The organism is Eisenbergiella sp. OF01-20 (assembly GCF_003478085.1).
In the GTDB taxonomy this organism is placed as follows: domain Bacteria; phylum Bacillota; class Clostridia; order Lachnospirales; family Lachnospiraceae; genus Eisenbergiella.
This window is the reverse complement of the sequence record NZ_QUES01000001.1, coordinates 352,036-374,564: the sequence shown is the minus strand read 5'-3', so window position 1 is coordinate 374,564 and position 22,529 is coordinate 352,036. Positions and strand designations below refer to the sequence as shown.

Genomic DNA, 22,529 nt, shown 5'->3' with positions numbered 1-22,529 from the left:
GTATTACTGCTGAATCCCGTGTATCCAGTAACATGCTTCAATGTACCGGTAATCTCGGACTCTCCGATAACAATATTCTCCTGTAACGATTTTACTGTTTTCCCGAGTAGATTGACTTCTCCATCTTCGGGACTAACGGAGAAGTCGATTAGGGGTTTACCGTTACGTCCTCTTCAATCGCAATTGCAGAGTACACTCTGGTCAGAGCGCCGGAGCATCTTGTCTCCAGAAGGGACTTCTCCTGGTTAAAGTCGATATCGAACTGTGTGAAGTGGGTAACTTCGCCGCCCTTCGTAGCGCCAAGAGAGTAGTCGTTCAGGTTCGTGATGATAGCAAGCAGCTTCTTGGTCTTGCTGTCGTCCGTCTTACGGGTCTTGCCTTCAAACTGCTCAGCCGTATGGATTTCCCCGACATTCAGAGCAGAAGCCAGCTCCGATTTAGAGCTATAAATGCGGCGGCCGTTCATATCACGAGCCAGGAGCATTACATTGAGCATGTGAGGAGTGATGTACATATCGGGAGTGCCAGTACCCTTATAATCCTCTCTTGCATACAAAACCGCATTGATCATTGCTTCAGCGTAAATATAGTTCTCGCCAAAGTTCACGCCGGTATTAGTACCCTGAAGTTCCTTTTTTGCGGCGGCAACATCCAAATCTGCATGAATGGTATACAGGTCATCATCGGTCCAGATAGGTCTGATCTTATCCGGATCGATCTTACCCTCATCACCATCATCACGACCGTCCCCCAGCATCATCGCAATAGCCAGCTCTTCATTGAGCATCAGGCGGTCGATGTCATACAGATACTTTACATAATCGAAATCCGTGATATCGACAATGTCATCGCGATGCAGAGCATTCTTCACATAAACGGTCTGCGGATCGGTGGTTCTGCGTACCAACTTGAAATTTCCGGCCTGCTTCTTCTCTTTTCCTTTCTTGTAGCCCCTGGCGCGAAGTGTATCAATACCGCGAATATCGGTCTGGCTGGTTCTGATTCTGGAAATCGGGCTCTTATGTACTTTCTTCATCACATTAGTAATCCAGCCCTGGTCATTGGTAATGAGTTCAGGAGCCCCCGGACGCACTTCCTGATATTCCGGGAACAGACTCGTCACATTTCCGTCGCCGGTCTGAACAAATCCGCCGCTGACAGCATCATGCTGAAGACCGTTCTGCTCCGCATAAAGCTGAAGCGCTGTCTGGAAAGTACCAACCTGGCTGGTCTTCGCCACCTTGATGATGTCTTCCTGTGCGGAATGCGTCAGAAAGCCACCGGTTTCGTTTTTCTTATCGTTGTCAAACACATTATGCTTCATCTCGGTATTTCCTCCTTTAGAATCGTCATCATTTTTATCTTCAGGCTTATCGGTTTCCCCAATAGCCTGTCCGATCATTGCATAAACCACATTTTTCTGCTTTTCGTTGAGGGTATTAAATACCTGCTCAATTGTCTCGTCATCTTCCTCAGTTTTTTCTTCAGAAGTCTTATCTTCCTTAGATTTGGATTTCTCCTCCGTCTTCTTTTCCTCGGATTTGTCATCCTCCTCGGCGGAATGATAAATCATAATGTTCTCGTCATATCCAATAATGGTACGGTCTTCTGAAGTCTCACCGTGAGCCATAACAGAATCAATGAAAGCTCCCGGATTAGCTCCAGCCAGAACAAGGCTCAGTTCATAGATAACGCCATGCATCACATTCGCTCCGGCCTGTTTAAGCTGACCGGCACAAATAGAAAGTGAACGAACATCTCCGTGCTTAACTAGCTTCTTCGCTGCCTGTCCGGATTCACTGTCATTGAAACTACAGTAGGCATAAACGCCCTCATCACGATTTTCCAGTACCCCATGACCGAGTACACGATTGGGATCGGAATGATTATGTCCCCAAATTAGTGGAACAGTTTGTCCATTCTGGTTCTTAAACGCATCCCTTTTGATGGTACGGCCATCGGTGCAAAGAAGATCGTTTCTAGTGGCCCAACCACTAAAATCGTATTTCTCCATTTTGAAAATCACTCCTTCTATCAGTATTGTGCGAAAGCCATTGCTACTTCCTCCGTTTCCTCTTCTTTACCGCTTTATATTCGGAAGCTATCTTGTCAAATTCTTGCTGATAAAGATCTTCATAAGTGGCATCAAGATTTTCTTTTGCCCCTTTATAAGCTTCCCTTGCGGCGGTAACGGCAGCCTTTAACTCTGTACTAACTTTTTCTCTTTCCGATTTAGCATTCGCAGAATTATCAGCCCTTTCTTCTTTGGTGTCCTCGGTAATTCGCTTCTTCTTAAGACTTGCGGAAGTTCTCACCTCTTCCTTTTCAGCTTTCGCCTGCTCACTCACCTTAGATTTATCCTCGCTGGCATCATCACGAAGCTTTGCGATTTTCTCATTTCGCTCCGCTACTCGCTTTGCCCTTTCCTCTTTGGATAACCCGGATGGAATTTCTATTGCCATTAAGCGTTCGATCTCAGTATTCTTCTTTTCATCGATACGCTCTTTCTGGTCTTCTGCTTCTTCTCCAATATCCTCCAAATCAGATTTTTTACGGGAGTCAACCCTACTCCTTCTTGACGAAGATTCCTCGGTAAGCTGAGTATTCAGTTCCTTTAATTTAGCCGAGATCTGCTCTCGGGTCGCCTTGGCCTTTGCTCTCAGCTCAGCAATTTTTTGTTTCCGTTTTTCCTGTTCTTCTTTTACCTTTTCTTTCTTCTCACCAGAAATCTCATTTTTTGTATAAGCCCAGACTTTCTTTCCCTCATCGTTAAGCTTCGTTGTGGAACGACGCCCTTTGAGTTCTCTGGTTCTCATATAATATTCATGAGCTTTCACCGGGTCGTAATAAGGAGATGCATAGTGTTGAAGAGGCTCGTTAATATCCATTATGTCTCCTCCTCATCATCCGAAACATAGCTTCCTATAATTTCATCAATCTCCTTTTCAAGACCGTCAAGCAGCTCGTTTACGATACTGTCATAATCGGCTCCGGCATCACTTTCATTGGATTCGACATCAGAACTACCGTTTGAAGGATCAGATTTGGCCTCACTGATATTGCTGTTCTTCAGCGCATCAGCTTTTGGATCATCAGACGGTTTCATACCAATAATCTGGCGAATTTCGTTTGATGTCATAATCTCATTTCTTGTGAATTTGTCAGCAATTTCTGACAGATCAGCTACTGGTACAAGTTTGAAGGGGTCACGGAAGAACAGAATCGATTGCTTTTGAGACCTGGCTGTTTTAGTAAGGAACTTACGTTTCATTTCGTCAACGATTGCTGAAATGATCGGCTCAATAGTACGGTTGTAGTAATTCAGCATGGTCTTCTCGTCTGCGGAACCATCCAATATGCTCTGAGTGATACCTAACTGGCTGTATAGCATACTCGTTAGATATTCAATCTGCTTCATCAGATTATTTTCCACAGAACGATTCAACTGTGTGATTCGCTCCGTACCATCGGTATACGCAATACCATATTTAGAACCGGCCAACTGACGCTCAATCTCGACACGCCTCTTCTCAGCCTGTTGACGCCTTGCTTCTGTTTTTATCACATAGGGAAGCTGGATAATTAAATCGAGTTTTCCTGAACTGCTCTGCTCATCAACAACGTCCAATAAATTCAGTTTTCTTATCAAACGCTGCATCGTTGAGTTTGGCTCATTCATCACCGCATAAAGCGGATTTTCAATAATAGCAACCGTATCTTTTGGAACTACAATGTCTTCCTTTAATCCAGTCCGCTCATTATAAACTCTTGCTTTGATATGATTCGGAAACCATTCCAGAATCTTCCCGGTTCGCATTGTCTCGATTTTATAGGAGCCTGTAGTGTCAGGGTCATCATCCGTATCCACCGGGATAATCGCCACACATCCCTCATCAAGCATTGACAAAACAACATCCTGAAGGAAAGCTCGTCCAGTCTGGTCAATGTTGGCTGATAAATTCAGACAATCATTTAGCCCCGAAGAAATTTTTTCAAGAAATCTTTCGGAGTCGTCCAGACGGACATGTTGAATGTTAATTGAAGCGCAATCCAATGCGATTCGATTATATACAGAGGTAACGATAGATCTTTCATTTCCTCTTGTGAGTCTTGGACGGTCGGGCCTGTACGAATATCCAACCCCTATGTCCCGATAGAAACCTGTTGGGTCTCTATTTAAAAAAGCGTTCCAGGCATGTTTAATCCTGGAACCAATTGAAACTTCCATTTTGAAATCGTCACCTCCTATTCAAAAGCATCTCTGTTCAGCTTGAAAGCAACAAACGCATCCATCATAGCTGCCACAGCATCAATCTTTGCGTCATATCGCTTTTTCAGCAATTTACGATTTCCATTCGTATCTTCCATAACGATACAGTTCCCCATTGCAAAGGTCATAAGTTCTTCATCAAACAAAAGCATCCGCTCCTCAGAAAGTTTCTTTAACTCTCCCAAAGGAACGGATTCTGTCTTAGCACCCTGTATTACCTTTTCGATTCCAAACGGGCCATTTTCAGAAGACCATCGCTCAATGAACTCCTTTGCGTTGTACGGGTCATACCCCAAGCAACGAACGTCATAGCCAAATTCTGCGATATGGTTATCCAAATCTTCATAGACTTCCATCATATCCAAAACGGTTCCCTCTAGGACAATCAGGCTTCCTTCATCCATGAATTGGTCGTATTTAATTCTCATTGCTGCCGGAAGTTTCATCAGAGTCGATGAAGAAATGTAGTTCCTGGTTTTAACTCCAAAGGAACCATTCGATAACGGGAAAAGGAACGTAAAAGCACAGAAGTCATCCCCCTGCGACAAATCAATTCCCAAAGAGCAGGGCATCTGCCAATAGCTTCTCTTCTTATGAGGAAGAGTTTCTTCATATGTGAAGTAATAGGTGTAGCCCTCCATCGGCAATCCAAATCTCTTAGCCAAGATATCGTTTCTGGCCGCCGGAGACTTCTCTGCTCTTTCCACATCGAGCTGATAGGTCTCATAGCTTACCGTTTTACCGATATTGGGATTCGCCTTCAACCACATGTCTGGATTTCCAACTTCATCAATGGAATCAAGCTTATACCACCAAATGGAAACATGTGGATTGACATATTCTCCTTTAAGAATGTCCATCAACTCCATTTTGATTGTATCGCCTGCTCCATTTCTCACTGTTCCCTCTGAACTCGTGGCAACAATGATATAGTCATCCAATTTCGATGCTCCTTGCTCTAAAGCGCCCACCACATCTTCCCTGGTATCACCGGACAGCCACTCATCCACTGTAGAAATCTTAGGTCGTAATCCCTGAAGCTTTGCGATGGACATTGGCCGCACTTCCAAAAGCGAACCTGTGAGAAAATTCTCAATACCCTTTTTGGTGGAGGCCAATTTCATTCTCTTTGCTTTAGAACCAGTCGTATTCTGCAAAGAGCCCTCTGTCAGAAACCGGAACAATGGACCTCTCGACCTTGTAATCGCAGTGCGAAAAGGTGACATTACTTCATCCGCCTGTTTCATGGTAGGAGCTGTCGTGACTTGATGAGTCGTGGATGTGTCGATATTCAGCCCGTAGGAATGAACACAGGTGTCATACAAAGATTTAGCAGCTCCTCGCCCAACGATAAGATATTGTTTCTTCGTCAGACGCTGCTTGATTCTTTTATTCACATATCGGCCGCCATGTCCGTCAGAACTTGGCTCCCACACACTTCGTTCGACGAAGTAGTACCATCCATAAAGCTGCTCACCCCACAATTTAAACGAGTCCAGCAAATTCAAATCAGAACCGTCCGTCAATGTTAGTTCTGATTCGCAATAGGCAATCCATCCTTCGACGGCCTGGTCATCATAGTAAATACCAGGATTGGCTATTAGGTCGTCAATTCGGTTCATCTCCATAGAGATTTCTTTACAAACCGGTATCTCTCCCCTGATTACGGCATCCCGAAACATGCCGTAGTATTTGGGAACGGCAGTGTTTGATAATGCCATAATTGAATCACCTACTTGCTTGTTGCTTTCTTGATGACCGCGTCAATTCCCTTCGTCATGTACTTCGATACATAATTGGTGGCGGTCTGCTTTGCGGCATTGGTCAGCACATCCTGTACAAACTTTCTACCGACAGAAATTTCTGAACTGGTAAGCTGTTTATACTGCTTTTCCATTTGAAGACGGTTGATCTTTGAGCGGAGTTCCGAATCAGACATCTTCTTCACCTCATCATCGGAACTCGTCTTCTTTCCACTTGCTCTTGCAAGTTGTTCTGGAGTTCTTCGGACGCCCCATTTCATCCCAAGAATCCCGTGATGCTGTAGTAATGCTTCATTACTCATTTTGAATCTCCCTCCTTTGCGATATATGATGTCACTCCGTTTGCTGCGTTCCCAGTCTCGTAATACGGAACTTCTGTTACCACAATATTTCGATCCAGAACTTTATTCTCAGTATCCAGCATTTGAGATTGGAATGCTTTCGGTGTTACCCTATACTCGCCATCGTAGGACTCGTGTTCTTCGGACTTTTCTTCGTCAGTTTCCGCTGCAACATTCAGTCTCCACTCCGCCTCAGCAATCATCTTTTCCATAGACGCCATTACAGCGGAACTCAAAGGCGGATCGAACAGGAGCTTTACCTTCATCTGCATATACGACTTTACCAATTGCAACTTTGTCTCGTCAGAAATGAATTCTTTCCATGTAGCACTTTTATCCTGAACAGAGAATCCAGATGGTGGACCAACACCAAGTTGCGTCAAGATCATAAATACTGAATTGATATGTATGATAAGATCTGAATCAAAGTGCTCATACTCTTCTGTAATACCCAGCATCTTTTTAATTGATGTCAGTATGCTTTCCATAATCGCTATAACCTCCTCTCCATCAATGTTTCCAGGGACATGTATCGTTTCTGCTTCGAACAATAGGTTCTGTGACAAGAAGACTTTCATCTCCATAGTGAATGGCATTATGTGTTGTAAGAATTGTTGAGATGAGAAATTCTGGATTTAAAAGAAAATCGCTTCTCTTTAAAATATCCTCCACGGAAATCGGATTCATATGGTGAATCAATATCTTCCCACATATCTCACGACCTTCTATTCCGAGGTCACATCCGTTATCTCTCACAATCACAAAATCACGAACTGACTTCCACTCCATAGACCGATAGAAAATCTGATTCAGATATCGGTCAAACCCAAACGTGTCTGCCCCGATGACTCCGCCCAAACGAAGATACTCGTATCGTTCTTTAAAAGTCTTCAATTTTGATAATTCCGAATATGTCCTAATCATCATCGTTACCCTGTCCACTGTATATACGAAACGCATTGATGGCGTCCTTATAGAGATCTTTAATCTCATCTGTGGAGTCAATAGCTCTTACTTTTGCCCGCAACAGATTGTTCTCTTCCTCCAGTCTCTCCCTCTCAAGCTTCTCTCTGGAAGAGCCCAGTTTTAAATAGTGAGTAATGACCTGAGAAGAAGCAGTCCCTTCCAGCAATTGTCTTTCAGCCAGGTCAACAGCCAGAGAAATCATCTGAAGTTCCCTTGCTTCCGGAGTCAAAGCAGGACGAATCTTTTTGGAAGAACCCATCGATTTAGAACTCTTTACTTTTCTAGCCATTTACTGCCTCCTTCCCGTCTGTTCTTCAATAGTTTCATAAAAGTTTTCCGGCAGTATTTAAAAGAACCCACAAGGCTGACTGAAACTTTTTTACCGAAAGGAGAAAAAAGAGTAAAAAGAACCACAGCTTATTACTTAGCCAACCTTATGAGCTCTGTTAAATACTGCCGGAAGGTAAAAACATTCTCCGAAAAATACCCCCGGGGAATTTTTAAAGACCGCCGCGATGACGGAGGGGGTGCGATTTTTGCTGCCCCCCCTATACCATCTGATACCTAGACAGCCACCGCATCTCGCGTAACTTTTTTGTAAATATTTCGGAAATCGTATTTTACAATCTCGTCAATTGCTCGTTCAACTTCCAAGTCATTCTCTTCATCAGAGAGTTGGTCCGATGTTCTGGCAATTCTACCAAGATACGAACATGAATGATAACCTTTTTCCTCATCAAACAGTAACCATGAAGTGAACTGTTCAAATGGATCAAAAGGATTGTCAATGGTTGTAAGCATACACTTCTTCGCCATTTACTTTGTTCACTCCCTTCCATTCAGATACTTCGACACAGTAGAACTGGAAACACCCAAAGCTGCTGCTATCTCAGCAGTGCTATAGCCAGAAGCATTCAGCGCCGCAATACGATTTACTTTGGCAGAGCTAAGGGTTGTTGTTGCACGAGGGGTAGCTCTCTGTCTGACTGTATCAATGTTTGTATTGTTGAGGATCTGAGTAAGCTTGTTCTCGCTGATAGCGCCGGCTTGAATCGCTTCCCACTCACGATCTGTAATCTCGACAGGGGTTCTCTTGGCACCAACAGCAGTACGGGCCGCAGTAAGGGCCTGTTGATTAGCCTTCTTGATTTCCGCCTTTGTCATATCGGGGTTGTCTTTCTTCTTAGCGGCCACAATAGAGTTTGCCATGGTCTGTGCTTGACGCTCGCGAGGGGCGTTCTTTAAAGCCACATTAAGTTTACCCATAAGAGAATCAACCTCTGTCTGGTAAGTCTGTTTTGCTGATGCAGAATAGGCTATCTTTCCGCTATTAACCATCTCCCTACGGGCCTGATTAGCCAGGGACTTCATAGTATTTGCATAGTCCGCATACGCCTCTTCCTGTGGTGTCCCAGAAGAGAGAGTGCGAGCGTCTCTGGTTTCTGCCATCTTGGCACTCTTTTGAGTCCGCACCTGGGTCTTTCCGTTCTTATCTATGTACTCCTCCCTGACGCTCTTCCAGCTTTGTTCTCCGGTTTCCTTGTCAATGATCGGGCTTCCTTTTCTTTTCAACACAGAAGTCTCAGACTTGGCACGAGAAATCAGCGTAGAAGCTCCGCCATAACCATCATCGTCATCGTGAGCCTGGTACTTCTTCTTCAAAGCCGTAATACCATTGTCCTGCTCACTCTTCTTGTAGTCTAGCTTATGCTTCTCCGCATCGATGACGACCATACTGTGACGTACAGCTCTCGCAAGCTCATCTTGAGTAGCACCTTTCAAAGTCATGTCGGTAATTAGATTTGAAATCTTACCCATTTCTGTCTGGGTGTTTTTCATAATCTTAATCTTCTGACCGCTGCTGTTACAATAATCGTCACCTTTCTTAACGGTCCCATAAGACATCTTAGGATCGAATCCTTCCAACCCCTTTAATTGTGGAGTGGAAGTGATCTTCACCCTACTATTAGAAGAATTACAAGGAATCACCATGACAGTATCGCCATCGAAGTCAGCTCCGGAAAGACGGTCAGCAACCTTTTTGTTAATGCCAATAGCGTCTGCTGGTGTATTCCCAAGAACTCTTCTTCCTTCTGGCTGCTTATTATTAACAGTTAAGATTGGAATCTCAAAAGTTCCACCATGTGGATACCGCACAAGAGCTACTGTTTCTCCATTCTTGTAGTTCGGAGCATAGACCTCATTGTCTTTGATAGATGTCAATGGAAGAATAACTTGATACTTCTGTCTGGGAAGAGCGGCTGCCTGTAAATGAACAGCGGCTGCATCGCAGTCATCAGCAAAAGATTTCAAAAGAACCTTTTTCACTGTTGGATTCGTAAGAGAACAAATCTCATCAAATTCAGACTGCTTGTCTGCGGCCGCTAAATTCAACTGCTTCTTTATCAAAGTTCTACTCTGTTTCGACAGAAACTGAGATGGGAGCTTGTCTGCCCATTCGCCCCAATCCCCTTCTTCTGCTCGCTTGTTGATAAGGGAAAGCTGTTTCTTCCCATTTTTATCATAGTAGTAACTCTGACCTCCTCTTTCAGTAGTGGGGTTATCCGGGTCATTAACTCCCTCTTTAATTAAAGAACCGAACGGGTTATCCGGGTCATCTTTGATTGGTTTCAGAACATCCATTTTAGGTGTCCCTTTTTTCTTATTGGTGTTGAACATAACATCCACACCATCAGGAAGGTCATCCGAATAAACCGCCATCCCTTTGATGTAGTGTGTCTTGTCGACTAAGATGCGAACCTGAGCATAATGGGATTCTCCAAGAGACAGGTCATCAACACCTCTTCGAATTTCCACAACACCATCCTTCAATTCGCCGCCATCTTCCGAATACCGAATCTGCAACCGCTTTGAGTCCATGCTTTTGGGATAAACAAATTTGGGATCAAAAGATTCCCCATCATCATGAGAGACATAATCTTTCAGAGAATTGATATTCTCAAAATCGTAAATCTCTTTATGCTCTGTTCCAGGAGGACAAATCACACGAAGCGTTGTTTTCTTCCCAGGATTTGTTACCTGATCCACTCGTCCGCCGTAAACAGGATAACCCTCCATCTCCAGCATATAGAGTGCTTCATTCAGTTTCTCCTTGGAAATTCCGAGTTCACGTTCCACACCGGCACCAACATCAATCATGCCTTTTTCGTCAATTTGCTTTTTGATAATTTCAGCAGTTGTCTTAGCTTGGTTCATACGAACCTCAGAATTTTCATTCAAAAGCGAACGAACAGAAGAGTCGTTTGCGAAGCCCATTTCTTTCGCAATTTCATTTAAGCTCAAACCATCTTCTCGAAGAGATTTTGCTCTCGCCACATCCAACGCACGACGTTCATCTTTTGCTAACGATTTCTGCGTACGGTATTGAGTGGTGGTTAAACCCATGGCTTTTGCAATTTCGGTATCACTCATACCCAGACTTTTCAGTTCATCCACTCGACTCAGAAAATCTCCACTATGCTGATACGGATTATCACCAGATCCCCACGGATAACGACCGGAACGGCGGGGCATTCCATAATGCATCAAAATTTCTTCTGCAATCGGATTCATAAATTAGCCCTCCTGTTCTTTGATTTTGTTGATTACTTTGTCGAATGTGATGATCTTGTCCATGATGGGAACAATGGTTTCAGCCGTTGGATTCTCATAAAGAATCTGGTTGTTCTGATAAATCCGAAGTTCCATTTCAATGTCGGCTGGCTTGATTTTGTATTCCAAACAAAAAAGAGCAGCATATATTTCAAGCTGCTCCATGTGCGCGGGAATGACGCCGGTTTTTAAATCATGAATGCGAAGCATACGATTTCGAAATGCAATCGCATCTGTTGTTCCAAAACAATTCTCCGAATAGAAAAGAGGCTGCTCAGGAACCATCTTGAATCCTATGGCATCATTCACATACATATTCAATGTTTTCTGGGACTTCGGAAGTTTCTGTCCAAGTGTGATACATTTTGCCGCAAAATCGTGAAGCTCTGTTCCTTTTTGAGTTGCAAGGAATTTTGAATACGATTCTGCAACTTTGGATTCGTCATAGTTAATCCAGTGATATTTACTTGCGCCAAGAAAGGCGTGTTGCCCTTCAAGAGCAGAATGCTTGTTGAAGATCATGTAACACTTCCTCCTTATTTTCAGGACAAATAAATCTTGAGAACGACATCTCGTTCATTCGTCCAACATAATATTCTTGATTTGGTTGTTTCTTGGCGCGAACACTTTTCTTACATTCTAAAGTGGCCCACTTATTGTTATAAAGGATCAGCAAATCAGGAATTCCCTGAATGTGGCTGGAATCCAGTTTTGTTACAATGCAGCCTTTGAACATTTTTTTCAGTTCTTGGATCAGTTTATTCTGAAATTCGCTTTCCAGCATAAGTAAGCCTCCTTTCTCCAAAATAAAAGAGAGAATGGCCATTTTAACCCTCTCTCTTCATAACAGTCGATGTATTTTTCGCGCGCAAAAAGAAACAAATGAAAACATAAAAATAGCCCGTACCCCCAATTCCAATAGGTACAGGCTAAATAATTTCTTTATTTTATCGGGACTCAACTTTCACAGGATTTAGATAAAAAACACCTTCATTCTCACTAAAATACTCAACTTCAGCGGTCACATGTACATTTGATCCGACACTTATATAATCAGGAAGATATAAATCCTCGATTCCCATTCCATAAGTATTCACATCTTCAAACTTAAAGATTGGTCCAGGATTGACTATTTCATCATCTACATAATTACCGCCGCTCATCAAAATATCATATCGAGTATCGTAATCGCCATGGTTTGTAATGTAGGTAATACAACCATCGAATACTATCGTTGAGCCTTTATATTGTTCTGCAAAAGTGGAATAAAAATCGTTTATTTCTCCTTCAGTCGATAAAAGTTTTTCGAGATCAGCACAAGTTTCAATTGTGAGTATCGATTCTACTGCTTTGTCTTCGGCTTTTTCGCTTATTGACTCCTTCGACTCCTCATCTTCTTCCAAATCACTCTCTTCCGAAAATGTATGGTAAGTAATAATAACCTCTACATCATTTGAATACCATTTATCAGCGGAATAATTTTCATCACCATCAACAGAAACATTTTCAACTTCTCCATCTTTCGTCAGCCAACCTGTTATTAAATCATCAAGCGCAACTAACGATATGTTTGTAAATCCACGTTCTTCAAAATCTTCAACAACTGACTGATAATCCCTTCCTTTTTGAGCTCCCGATGCAGAAGGTGTCTTTGCTTCGCCATCATGTGTCTGAGAATCAGAGCAAGCAATAAGCAAAAACGTCATAAATGCTGCGATCATAAACATAACAATCTTTTTCATTTTCAATCTCCTTTTAATGGTTTTCTTCTTCGTCATCGCCGGGAATATTGTTTTGCTTAGAAGTTAAATTGACCCCAATGGCGGTACCTAAAACTGTAATAACACCCGCCACCACTCCACTCACAATCCCTATTAACTTTATGCGGTTAGCCGACTTTTCGGAATCCTTTTTCGATATTTCATCGGCAACCTCTCTCATTTGTTCGAGTATGTAAGTCTTTTCTTTAAAGGTCAAATTGTCATTTTCAAGAATACACTCAAGAGAATTCATCACACGATTATACATATCGTAACATATTTCCGCACCATCCCTGTCATCATTCATCAACTGTTGTAGAATACCTCGATACTCTTTCATAATTTCAAGAGATGTCGATACGAAGTTAGGAAACTGCTCTAAAGCCTTCTTTGCCACTTCAGGTTCCATTCCCGGAATCATTGTAGCAAATGCTATGACTTTATCCTTTGTCAGATGACGAAAGTCAGGAATATCTAATTTTTTTAGAACTTGTATTTCTGTATATGGTCTATCCACAATGTCACCGTCCTCTAGTCAGATAGATTTTGGCGCAATAAAAAAGGTGCGGCCCCAACAAGAGACGCACCTAAAAAAGTGTTCTCCCATTGTTGCCACACAATCTCGTTCCGTTTAAGGTATGAGTAAAGAGAGAATACACCTTTTACCAAAGTGAATTCCCTTAAACGGATTCGATATTAGATTGTGTGGCTCTTACAGTATATCACAAATTTTTCCAGAAGAAAAGAAATTTTTCATTATCTCTTGACATTTTCTTTAAGCTGTGATATATGCCTGTTTTCTGAGATCATCATAGACCATCTTCATTCCATTCTCAAAATACACTACTATACTCATATAACCGAACGGACGAAAATATACGGATGACCGCGACAACCTTGGATAGATTGACTTAAAATTTTCATACAAGCTCTCCCAACTAATCTTGCTCATGATTTCCTCCATTTTTTTTGCTCGTGGCCAAAAACCCACTTTTTTTGTGCTATTACTATATACTTTTAAACTTTCTATCATAATAGTTTAAGAAAAAAAGTGGGAAAGTGGGCTTTGAGCCCGCAAACCCGCATAAATACTGGGTTTTTACTGACCAAATTGGGGTTTTAAAAGTGGGCAGAAAGTGGGCAAATGGCCACAAATTTGACCAAAATCGTCCGAATCCTTCCCCAAAATTCCCTGCGTTTCTCAAAAAGCCCACATAAAAGTGGTCAAAGCCCATTTTTCAAAACCTAAAAGTGGGCGTGATTTTCACCCACTTTCAAGCTTTGTACGGACGATTTTCAATAGTTCCTTCTCTGATAAGGTAAGTGCTTCTGAACAATTGGCCGGTAGGAATACTGCTTAACGAAGGATTTTCTTCGAGATTTCCGCAAAGACATCCCATATCGAGCCGGAGAGCTGAGACTCTTTTTCTTCTCTTTCTCAGGTGACGAAACTCCAAACGCCTTGTTCAGGGCATCCACCATCTCTTTTATAGATGTCGTAAATTTTTCCCAAGCTTCTACAAGAGCATCTATAGTCTTCTGCCAATCACCCATAAATAATCACCTCCAAATTCGTCCGGTTCGTTTATCCTTAATGACGATCCGCTCTTCAATGTGAAAGTCGGACAGTTCACAAAGCGTAAAAATCGTATCCAGCAGCTTATGGAACCGTTCTTCTTCCTGCTCAATGTTTCTCAGTGCTTCACAGGCAGTCGGATCGGAATACCCTTCTGCATTTTTACGATAATCATTTTTAACGCCCATCTCGTCCTCCCCACCGGAACGAATCGTCCATATAAGTTGCAGAAGAGCTGGTCGCCTTTAACACAATCAGTCCGATCAGACCCACGAGCCCAACAATACACGCAATAACTCCCATTACACATTTCATGTTGCTTCACCCTCACTTTCAACTAATTTCACACCACCATATTCCCACAAATCCTCTTTCAGTTTTTCCATATCCAACTCACCATTTTGCCAGCGTTCGTAGTATTCCAGAACTCGTTCGGTGAACTTCGGAATTCTCTTCGCATAGGATTTTGTCCAATAATGGTCCATCAGCACTTCCAATGGCAAAGTCAGAAGCAGAACCATCGCAGTATTTACCGCATCATCGGTAGCCTCCTGCTTTACTCTGATAAGTTCGTCTCCGATTTTTTCCCGAACCATGACATCGAGTTGTGCCTTTGTGAGATTGTATGTAGTGGTTTTCTCTTTTTGCTTTAACTTTTGAGCACGTCTTCTCTCGGCTCGTCCCATCGTCTTCCTCTCCTTCATAAATCCAATTCTCTTTCGAAAAGAATAAGCATCCACCCATAATCAGGGTAAATAAAAAGAACGTTGCATCCCATTCAACCGGGACTGACAACGCTCCTAGAAGAATAAACAGAACGGCGTGGATTTTATTTTTTACTAACTTATGACTCCACATTTTTTCTTGCATCCTCCTTCTCTTTTCCGATTTTAATAATGCCCGCCTCAACATCGCTCATTTTAGTCATAACTCCGTTTTCTCTTAATTTAGAATAAGCTCTGGCGGTAGCACAATGTTCAATGCATTTACAGATTCTACAAATCAGAGCATATACATAAAGATATACAATGCTAAATAAAATCACATAATGAATAGATGCCATTATTACGCTCCTTTTAATTTTTTTAGTTTGTAGCAACTCAGTTCAAATTGAGGCTTCACACCACTTCGATGTGCGATGGTACTAAATTGAATGCCTTCTCCATATTTTGCTTTCAACCGCAAAACATCCGGATGGTTGGGTTTCCAAGTTGCTAATAGTTCTTCCAAGGTGTTGTAAAATATAGACTCATAGTATTGAATCATGTTTTATCTCCACACCCTACCAATGATAATGTCTGAATATGGAAGCGCCTCAATCCACTTGCAGAATTTTACCCACTCATCCAGCTCATGATTTCTTAGCATGGGATAAATACCGGCCAGCACTTCGTAATTCAGCATGACTGTCCATTTTTGGTTATAAGAAGAGGGAAGAAGCTGAGTCATCTGCCACCATGCCCGTTTCGCAAGCTCTGTCCATTCGGAACCTCTTGATTTAAAATCAAGATATCTATCCCTAGCTCCATTGAGAGCAGAAATTACACATCCCATTGTTTTAGCCGGAGCATATATTGCGTCAGCATCAGTAAACTGTTCACCCCACATTCCAAAATTCAAAAGATGTTCTGTGCTAAAATCTGACCACTCAAATTCCTTCGCAGTAATCTTATGCATCGTGCTACAAGAGTTCGCAACAGTTCCAACCTCGTAGGTATAAAAATCTTTCCACCAATACAGCGGAGCCGTGATGTCCAGATTCACCGTAATCATTCGCCGATACCTCGTATCCGCAAGTCGCATCATCAAATCGTGATCTGCTTTACCGAGCTGCCAGGAATGATCGTATGTATGCTCGCAGGAATCATAATTGGCACAGTTCTCACATCCGATACCATCATCCCCACCTTTGCAGATTCCACTATCGGATTTCTCCCAACTGTTCATCGGGTTCCGTATCCCTCGAATAGCATGTTCCCAACCCATAACTTCAACGTTTTCAATTTTAATCATTGTCTTCTCCTTTCATGGGTTCCGGTGCGACTTTAATTTGATACTCCAGTTCTTGAGCCATTTCCTTTAAAAATCGAACCATAGTATCTTCAAACTGATCGGTTATAAAATGATGAAAATCATCTAATGTAACTTTACGAGCTAACCTATACCATTGATGGCAGTATCTTTTATCCATCTGAATAACGATAGAATTTGTTAAGACTTCATATCTCCAAAGAACTTCAAAATGGCGTTCTCCGAGTTCTTTTAATAAACGCTCAATCGTCATCGTTTTTTCCTCTCTATGTCTCTTGAAATTATACCTTTATCGTCCAGCTTTCTTTTTATCTCGATAAGTTCCTTCTGATAAAAATCTTCCATGCGATTTTTAGGTCGTTCCAAATATATCGACTCGGATGTACGTTCTCCTACTAAATTTCTAAGAACATCGGCAGTCGTCTGTCCTGAACATCTATATCCTAATCCCATAATATAAGTCTTCTGCCAAATGAAGAGTTTAAAACCAAGTGCATCTTCAATTCGTTCAAATAAATTGTTCCACATAGGATCGTTGACCGGACTATAAATCCACTCTGGGAATTCGTTTTTAATCATCCTTACCAATCTCCTTTCCTACTTTTTCGTGCGCAAATTCATAGATATTAGCGCATCTTTCTCGATTCTCACAGTAAACGGTTTGTGCGATAATTTTGCCATCCGCATACAATCTCTCAATACATGGTTGAAAACCCGCGCATTCTTGACAATACCCCTCTACATGTAAATCGATCATCACAAATTTCTCCTTTCCCGTTCCAGCTTCACATCAATGGCTTTCTGTAAATCCTCTGGCTTAATATCAAAAATGGACTCCAGGAAGTTCAGACAAATATAAGCATCTGCCATCTCTTCCAAGAGTCCAATTCTATCGCCATAACCTCGAACCTGTTTACTAATCTGCTGCTGAAGCTCTGCGAATTCCTCCATCGCTACGGTACATTTTGTTTTCCAGGAATGTTTCTGAAGACTTCTCCGAATAATCCGCCGCCTCTCTTTTTCGGAAAGCTGGATGTTGCTTTTTAATCCCTGGAGAAACCTATTCCGATTCATACTGAAGTTCCTCCTCGCAACGCAGACAATCATTGTTCGCTGCTCCGAAGCAGCCGTTACAGTCTTTCTTCATTTTCTCCAGCCGTTCCTCATGCATCTTCTGGCGTATTTCATATTCAGCAACGTCGATTTCAACGAAGTCCTTTTCTCCCTCTTTGAAATACCGATTGATCTCCACGCGTTCTCCATCCGGCTTGATGATATAAAGAATTCCAACCGTATCATAGTCTCCGTTTTTTCTGTCAGTAAGGAACTCTTCACAATACACATAAAATGGCTTACTCTCTGGAAAATATGGCATGGTAATTGGGAATTTTTCTTCCATTACTCGGTCAATCAGTCCGCTATGATAGGAAGCATTTGGATTATCTAGGTTCACGCCATAGAAGCGATTAACATCACGATATTTAACAGAGCCGTCCACATATACATATTTGAAAAGAGAACTCATTCTCTTACACTGATAGTTTGCGACTTCCCCGCGATGTCCACCAAAGTCTGTGGTATTGTCCCACACGTCTTCTGTATCCTCAATCGAAGTGAGTGGCTTACATTCGATCAACCGATTCAGAATCTGTTTTGTCATACCAATGCTGAAACCGCTATGACCGTCTTCACAAAGGCTATTAAATGCTTTTAATGCACTTTCGTAACAAGCACATCCGTAGTCCCATTCTCCAGGTTCACGATCAGGTGCTTCGCGTTTGCAGGCAATTTCCACTTCTCTCTCCGCCCATGATTCCATATTGGATTTCTCATGAGAACCAGGATCTTTAGTTTCAGATTCAGCTTCTTTCTCCCAATAAGAATCATAAGCATCCTTTGCAAAATTCTTAGCGTGGGATATATCCGATGTATGCTTACATTCCACACCCGGACAAGTATCGCCACAACTTTTACCATCGCAAAGATAAAGAACATCGGTCACATCATCTTTCAGCGGCCAAATATTCCGGTCATCTATATACTCATTTGCAAAAATCTTTCTGGTATCAGAACCAAAGTTCTCGATGATTTCCGGAAGATTCTCATTGACCGCATCAAACACCAGATTTCTCTCCTTACACCACTCAACAGCTTTTTGGAGCATGTCTTCCACGCGGCAGGTCCAGAGAATTAACTTATCTCCATCCTTTTTCCGATTACGAAGATACTCTATCAGTTCTTCGTTTGGCTCTCCGATTTCTGGCCAGCTGTTTTCGCATAAAGTTCCATCGAAATCCACCGCAATAATTTTCACTGATTTAAGATTCATACGTTTTTTTCTCCTTTCTTATAGCGGACTCATCCCTTATGCAACTACTATATCCGCCTTGTGGTCGCCCTCATTATTGCTCGACCCTCTCCCAAATTCTCCAATTACTCAAGCCATTTGTTGTCGATATAATAGAAACTGTAAACACAGACTCCAATTAAGACCATCCAAATAATCCAGAATATCCACATTGCAAAATCGGTTTCTAAGTATTCTATAGTTTCATCAATCTTCATATTTTCATAAAATGGTGAGTTATCGGCTATTGTTTTATCAGCCAGTTCTGTAAATATGGTTCCGGTAAAGTTTAAACCAACTCCATAATACTTATAACGAATGTGCCCGGATTCTTTAACAGTGTCTATATATTCCTTTCCCGGCAGGTCGATTTTACTAACTGAAAAAACGTGATTTAAAAATGATATTTCATCACATATCCGTTCCTCACTACCAGCATAATCCCATGTCCAATAGGTTTCCGTTGTATAGTAAGTATGGGTTTTTCCATTCATAGTTGTTGTATGTGCAACCTGGCGAGTATGCATTGTATATCGTTCTTTCACTTTTTCAATATAAATGTATTCTCCACCAATTTCAGGATATGTAACTGTATCGACTGCTTTCAAATCGCCATATACAAAAGCGTTCCCGGCATTCGTCCTCATTCCATACTCAAACAGTTCCTGCGATTCTATTTTTATTGCCTTGTTGTATTTTTCATTTTTATCCAATTGATAATCCGAAATTTTTCCAGCGTTAAGGACTCCAATCAGAAGCATAATAGCGACAATCGATACACTTACCAGTATTTCCCGTTTCGTAATCTCGAAATTTCCGAAGTCAAAACTTCTACGCTTGCGTCCTCTCATAGCTTTTACTCTCCAAACAGATTCTGCGGAGCATCGGCAGGAGCACTATAATCAAGATAGGTATATTTCCGAACCTCATATCCGAGAATATTGAGAAAAAATCTTGTCGGGAATTTGCGTATATATCGGTTGTATTCTTTTACCTGCTTATTGTAGTTACTCCGATATTCTGCAATTAAATTTTCTGTAATTGAAAGTTCATTCATTAACTCTTTATAATTTTCATTAGATTTTAATTCTGGATACGCTTCTGACACCGCTGTGATAGCTGTAGTAACGTTTTCGATATCACCGGTAGATCCTCTATTTTCAACAATCGCCGTCAATGTTTCCGCTTCATGCTTATCGTACTGCTTAACACAATTAGCAAGGTTGTAAACCAAATCTACACGTCGTTTTTCCTGAACTTTAATGTCAGAATCAGCAGTATTAACTTGCTCTTCCAAGGTAAATGCTCTGTTCTGGGAACTCTGTATACAAAACACACCTAACAAAATAATAGTAATAATACCAACTGCTACAATTAAAGCTACTTTCCAGTTGTTTTTAATTGTTTTCATGATTTTTTCTCCTTTTTACTCTTCTGAATTTATCCACGCTCTTTATCGTTCCTGTATTCTTGTTGATAATGCGGTAATAGAATTCCGTCTCCTCAACCAACATCCAATCTTTACAGTTTAAATAATGAGCAGATAAGCATTCTTTTTGCTCTCTGGTTAATTTTTTCGGCTGCTTCATGTGGTTTTCTCCTTGCTAAAACTGGTTTTCTTTGATTTGGGGAATACCAGCTTTTGATAAATTTCTTTGGCCTCTTCTCCCTGATAGGCGTTGATGATTTCGACTTTGCCTTTCTCCTGCTTTCCAACAATCAGAACACCAACATCTTTTCCATGAGAAAAATCCCAACTCACGATAACACTATCTGTTGATTTCATTCGTCATCACCTCCCCAAGTTTATTTTTGATGCGTCCTAAGATATCCTCCACCAATTTTCTCGTATTCGGATGCAGTTTTATATAGTTTTTGTGTTCTTCATACCAGGAGAAAACTTCCAGCAAGTTTCCTTTAAACCAACTAAAGGACCACCAATCGCAAATCATCTCCAGAATATAACAGTAAGGCATCTCTAAAATGATTTCGCCTTCTTCCGGATCATCGTTAATCAGTACCCAATACTGCCAATGATGAGGGTTGCGATGAATGTGTAATAACCAAGCTTTTCTAAAATCCTCAACTACTGAATAAGAGCGATTTCCTCCATAAAAGTAAATATCATAGGGGCCGTATTCATCAGCCTCCGTTTTGGATTGGTCATGTGCAAATACGATATTATGCTCCGCGCCGCTGGCTTCCGTGATCTTAGGGAGATTTTTCTGCAACCAGCGAAATCCTGCTTCAACGTTAGATTTATGCTGCGCCAAATATCGATCGTATTGGTAACTCATTTTTTCTTTTCCTCCCACTTCATAGGTTTCTGGGAATTGAGATTGTATCCATAATCCAGACACTCATTACATGGGTCGAATTTTTCTCCCAATTCCTTGTGTTTACAGGTTTTACAATACTTTTTAAAATCCACTTCCAAATACTCTTCGTTCATGGTTGATCTCCTTTCACCACTTCACAAACCTCGATTCATTAAAATCTCTCTTATCTTTCAGTGCCTTACTAATTGCCAAATCAATCCCACTACGAGATTTCAAGTGATAGTAATACAAATCTTTGAATGGCGTATTCAACCTGTCTATTCGCCCCGCAGATTGCTGCATGATTTTGTAAGAATAGTTCTGTGAGTAGAATATAATGGTATCTGTCTTGATGCAGTTCCATCCTTCGGCTCCAGCATTGTATTGAACAAGATATACCCAGCTTTTTGACTCTGGAATTGGCTGGTGCTTATGGCCATTCCACTCCGCGATTTCAAAAATCCCATCATCTTCATAAATTTGAAACAACCCCTTCAAAAGCTCCAGCTCATAATCAAAGTTGTAAAATATAATGGCTCTGGGATGCTTCTCTACAATTTCCATCAAGGCGATCTGTCGTGACTCGTCCGTATTCACGATTTTCCGCCATACATAGCAAAGACCGGCGGCATTCGCAATCGGCTCATTCTTATACGGGTCCCATCGTGTTCGTCCAACATCTTTGTATCGCTCTATGCTGTATCGAACAAATATATCTTCGTGATGAGAAACCGTCTGACGCTTGAAATCCATATTCACCAAAATACAATTTCTGAGTCGAATCAATCTCCCAGTATTCAAATATCGGTCAATCTTTGGGTATTTACTGAATCGACTATAAACCACATGTTCTCGGATGAATTCTGTCCGGTTTTTGTAAAACCCATTTGCGATGAATACCGGAATATAATCCTGCCAGGTATCTCCCGGAGTTGCAGACAATAGAATCCACTGATTTGATTTGGTGATTTTCAAAAACGCCTTCACCCAAGCTCCGGAGCCTATCACTCTCTGCTCGTCAAATATAAAGAAAGCATCCTTTACATCCTCGTACTTCTTGATATTATTCCAGGAATCCACGACAATCTGATTTGAATATAGATTGACATCCTCGTGAACCGAAAGAAGGAAGGGCGAAAGATCACCCTCCCATTCCATCGTGTCCCGCTTTCTGGCTGTTGTGATGATGTATAAGTCCTTTGGGGGATCGTCCATCGCAACATAATCCTCAACCCCCATCAAGCAATCCGGATTTCCGCCATTCTGGAGATAGTAATAAGCTAATGCTGTTCTTGATTTTCCGCTTCCAACGCCGCCACACAGAATACAACCATTTCTCATTTTTTTTACTGCTGCTATTTGATAGTCATACAATTCAACGGCCATTCCGTTGCTCCTCAAGAACCGCTGTTATGCTGTTTTTCAGGTTCGCCATATCCGAATACATCTCGTTTTCATTCTTCGTGCAGTCATCTTCTATGGGAGCCATATTTAACAGACTATCCAGCTCTTTTTCTAATGCTTTCAATCGTTCATTCACGCTTA

At 41.6% G+C, this 22,529-nt stretch carries 32 protein-coding genes; all 32 read right to left on the bottom strand.

The window, feature by feature from the left end:
* Window positions 1-148: 148 nt before the first annotated feature.
* The 32 genes from DXA36_RS01875 to DXA36_RS32830 all read right to left on the bottom strand — a co-directional run bounded on the left by DXA36_RS01875 (window position 149) and on the right by DXA36_RS32830 (window position 22,524).
* Window positions 149-2,014, bottom strand: coding sequence for an HK97 family phage prohead protease (locus DXA36_RS01875; protein ID WP_118020355.1), 1,866 nt, complete (start codon window positions 2,012-2,014; stop codon window positions 149-151).
* A 43-nt stretch (window positions 2,015-2,057) separates the two neighbouring features.
* A complete protein-coding gene (locus DXA36_RS01870) occupies window positions 2,058-2,888 on the bottom strand; it encodes a hypothetical protein (protein WP_118020353.1) in 831 nt (276 codons plus the stop codon).
* Complete coding sequence (locus DXA36_RS01865) at window positions 2,888-4,228, bottom strand: phage portal protein (protein ID WP_054346254.1); 1,341 nt, start codon at window positions 4,226-4,228, stop codon at window positions 2,888-2,890. The genes DXA36_RS01870 and DXA36_RS01865 overlap by 1 nt, the downstream gene beginning before the upstream one ends.
* 17 nt (window positions 4,229-4,245) lie before the next feature.
* The gene (locus tag DXA36_RS01860; protein WP_054346253.1) at window positions 4,246-5,991 is read right to left on the bottom strand and encodes a terminase TerL endonuclease subunit; all 1,746 of its coding nucleotides are present in this window, start codon (window positions 5,989-5,991) and stop codon (window positions 4,246-4,248) included.
* 11 nt (window positions 5,992-6,002) lie between these two features.
* On the bottom strand, window positions 6,003-6,335 hold the full coding sequence (locus DXA36_RS01855; protein ID WP_007868739.1) for a DUF7211 domain-containing protein: 333 nt from the start codon (window positions 6,333-6,335) through the stop codon (window positions 6,003-6,005).
* Complete coding sequence (locus DXA36_RS01850) at window positions 6,332-6,862, bottom strand: phage head-tail connector protein (protein ID WP_054346328.1); 531 nt, start codon at window positions 6,860-6,862, stop codon at window positions 6,332-6,334. The genes DXA36_RS01855 and DXA36_RS01850 overlap by 4 nt, the downstream gene beginning before the upstream one ends.
* Before the next feature lie 428 nt (window positions 6,863-7,290).
* Entirely contained in the window at window positions 7,291-7,629 is a 339-nt protein-coding gene (locus DXA36_RS01840; protein WP_054346252.1) for a hypothetical protein, read from the bottom strand.
* A gap of 275 nt (window positions 7,630-7,904) precedes the next feature.
* Window positions 7,905-8,156, bottom strand: coding sequence for a hypothetical protein (locus DXA36_RS01835; RefSeq protein WP_006781005.1), 252 nt, complete (start codon window positions 8,154-8,156; stop codon window positions 7,905-7,907).
* A 9-nt stretch (window positions 8,157-8,165) separates the two neighbouring features.
* On the bottom strand, window positions 8,166-10,913 hold the full coding sequence (locus DXA36_RS01830) for a helix-turn-helix transcriptional regulator (RefSeq protein ID WP_118020349.1): 2,748 nt from the start codon (window positions 10,911-10,913) through the stop codon (window positions 8,166-8,168).
* Between the two features lie 3 nt (window positions 10,914-10,916).
* Window positions 10,917-11,474 (bottom strand): DUF2800 domain-containing protein, encoded by a 558-nt coding sequence (locus DXA36_RS01825; protein ID WP_007868754.1) that lies wholly within the window; start codon window positions 11,472-11,474, stop codon window positions 10,917-10,919.
* Window positions 11,446-11,736, bottom strand: coding sequence for a hypothetical protein (locus DXA36_RS01820; RefSeq protein WP_007868756.1), 291 nt, complete (start codon window positions 11,734-11,736; stop codon window positions 11,446-11,448). Before DXA36_RS01820 ends, DXA36_RS01825 begins: the two co-directional genes overlap by 29 nt.
* Window positions 11,737-11,899: 163 nt before the next feature.
* Entirely contained in the window at window positions 11,900-12,694 is a 795-nt protein-coding gene (locus DXA36_RS01815; protein ID WP_054346250.1) for a DUF4839 domain-containing protein, read from the bottom strand.
* Between the two features lie 13 nt (window positions 12,695-12,707).
* Window positions 12,708-13,229: a hypothetical protein gene (locus tag DXA36_RS01810; protein ID WP_054346249.1), complete on the bottom strand. Its 522-nt coding sequence runs from the start codon at window positions 13,227-13,229 to the stop codon at window positions 12,708-12,710.
* Between the two features lie 779 nt (window positions 13,230-14,008).
* The gene (locus DXA36_RS01805; protein WP_054346248.1) at window positions 14,009-14,266 is read right to left on the bottom strand and encodes a hypothetical protein; all 258 of its coding nucleotides are present in this window, start codon (window positions 14,264-14,266) and stop codon (window positions 14,009-14,011) included.
* Between the two features lie 6 nt (window positions 14,267-14,272).
* Window positions 14,273-14,476 carry a hypothetical protein gene (locus DXA36_RS01800; RefSeq protein ID WP_054346247.1) on the bottom strand — a complete coding sequence of 68 codons (204 nt, stop codon included), beginning with the start codon at window positions 14,474-14,476 and terminating at the stop codon, window positions 14,273-14,275.
* 123 nt (window positions 14,477-14,599) lie between these two features.
* Complete coding sequence (locus DXA36_RS01795; RefSeq protein WP_007868764.1) at window positions 14,600-14,974, bottom strand: hypothetical protein; 375 nt, start codon at window positions 14,972-14,974, stop codon at window positions 14,600-14,602.
* Between the two features lie 158 nt (window positions 14,975-15,132).
* Window positions 15,133-15,351 (bottom strand): hypothetical protein, encoded by a 219-nt coding sequence (locus tag DXA36_RS01790; RefSeq protein ID WP_054346246.1) that lies wholly within the window; start codon window positions 15,349-15,351, stop codon window positions 15,133-15,135.
* 2 nt (window positions 15,352-15,353) lie between these two features.
* Entirely contained in the window at window positions 15,354-15,554 is a 201-nt protein-coding gene (locus DXA36_RS01785; protein ID WP_007868769.1) for a hypothetical protein, read from the bottom strand.
* A 3-nt stretch (window positions 15,555-15,557) separates the two neighbouring features.
* Window positions 15,558-16,301: a hypothetical protein gene (locus tag DXA36_RS01780; protein WP_054346245.1), complete on the bottom strand. Its 744-nt coding sequence runs from the start codon at window positions 16,299-16,301 to the stop codon at window positions 15,558-15,560.
* On the bottom strand, window positions 16,294-16,572 hold the full coding sequence (locus tag DXA36_RS01775) for a hypothetical protein (protein WP_054346244.1): 279 nt from the start codon (window positions 16,570-16,572) through the stop codon (window positions 16,294-16,296). Before DXA36_RS01775 ends, DXA36_RS01780 begins: the two co-directional genes overlap by 8 nt.
* The gene (locus DXA36_RS01770; protein WP_054346243.1) at window positions 16,569-16,898 is read right to left on the bottom strand and encodes a hypothetical protein; all 330 of its coding nucleotides are present in this window, start codon (window positions 16,896-16,898) and stop codon (window positions 16,569-16,571) included. The genes DXA36_RS01775 and DXA36_RS01770 overlap by 4 nt, the downstream gene beginning before the upstream one ends.
* Entirely contained in the window at window positions 16,891-17,076 is a 186-nt protein-coding gene (locus DXA36_RS01765) for a hypothetical protein (RefSeq protein ID WP_054346242.1), read from the bottom strand. The genes DXA36_RS01770 and DXA36_RS01765 overlap by 8 nt, the downstream gene beginning before the upstream one ends.
* Window positions 17,076-17,393, bottom strand: a complete 318-nt coding sequence (locus DXA36_RS01760) for a hypothetical protein (RefSeq protein WP_054346241.1) — start codon at window positions 17,391-17,393, stop codon at window positions 17,076-17,078. Before DXA36_RS01760 ends, DXA36_RS01765 begins: the two co-directional genes overlap by 1 nt.
* On the bottom strand, window positions 17,380-18,648 hold the full coding sequence (locus tag DXA36_RS33435) for a hypothetical protein (RefSeq protein WP_243114543.1): 1,269 nt from the start codon (window positions 18,646-18,648) through the stop codon (window positions 17,380-17,382). Before DXA36_RS33435 ends, DXA36_RS01760 begins: the two co-directional genes overlap by 14 nt.
* A gap of 104 nt (window positions 18,649-18,752) precedes the next feature.
* Window positions 18,753-19,517, bottom strand: coding sequence for a hypothetical protein (locus tag DXA36_RS01745; protein ID WP_054346240.1), 765 nt, complete (start codon window positions 19,515-19,517; stop codon window positions 18,753-18,755).
* 5 nt (window positions 19,518-19,522) lie between these two features.
* Entirely contained in the window at window positions 19,523-20,077 is a 555-nt protein-coding gene (locus DXA36_RS01740; RefSeq protein ID WP_054346239.1) for a LemA family protein, read from the bottom strand.
* Window positions 20,064-20,255: a DUF6906 family protein gene (locus DXA36_RS01735; RefSeq protein WP_054346238.1), complete on the bottom strand. Its 192-nt coding sequence runs from the start codon at window positions 20,253-20,255 to the stop codon at window positions 20,064-20,066. Before DXA36_RS01735 ends, DXA36_RS01740 begins: the two co-directional genes overlap by 14 nt.
* A complete protein-coding gene (locus DXA36_RS01730; protein WP_054346237.1) occupies window positions 20,252-20,452 on the bottom strand; it encodes a hypothetical protein in 201 nt (66 codons plus the stop codon). Before DXA36_RS01730 ends, DXA36_RS01735 begins: the two co-directional genes overlap by 4 nt.
* Entirely contained in the window at window positions 20,436-20,963 is a 528-nt protein-coding gene (locus DXA36_RS01725; protein WP_054346236.1) for a DUF5662 family protein, read from the bottom strand. Before DXA36_RS01725 ends, DXA36_RS01730 begins: the two co-directional genes overlap by 17 nt.
* Entirely contained in the window at window positions 20,960-21,118 is a 159-nt protein-coding gene (locus tag DXA36_RS32835) for a hypothetical protein (protein ID WP_006781026.1), read from the bottom strand. Before DXA36_RS32835 ends, DXA36_RS01725 begins: the two co-directional genes overlap by 4 nt.
* 13 nt (window positions 21,119-21,131) lie before the next feature.
* Window positions 21,132-22,370 carry a DEAD/DEAH box helicase family protein gene (locus tag DXA36_RS01720; protein WP_054346235.1) on the bottom strand — a complete coding sequence of 413 codons (1,239 nt, stop codon included), beginning with the start codon at window positions 22,368-22,370 and terminating at the stop codon, window positions 21,132-21,134.
* Window positions 22,360-22,524: a hypothetical protein gene (locus DXA36_RS32830; protein WP_006781028.1), complete on the bottom strand. Its 165-nt coding sequence runs from the start codon at window positions 22,522-22,524 to the stop codon at window positions 22,360-22,362. Before DXA36_RS32830 ends, DXA36_RS01720 begins: the two co-directional genes overlap by 11 nt.
* Between the last annotated feature and the right edge of the window lie 5 nt (window positions 22,525-22,529).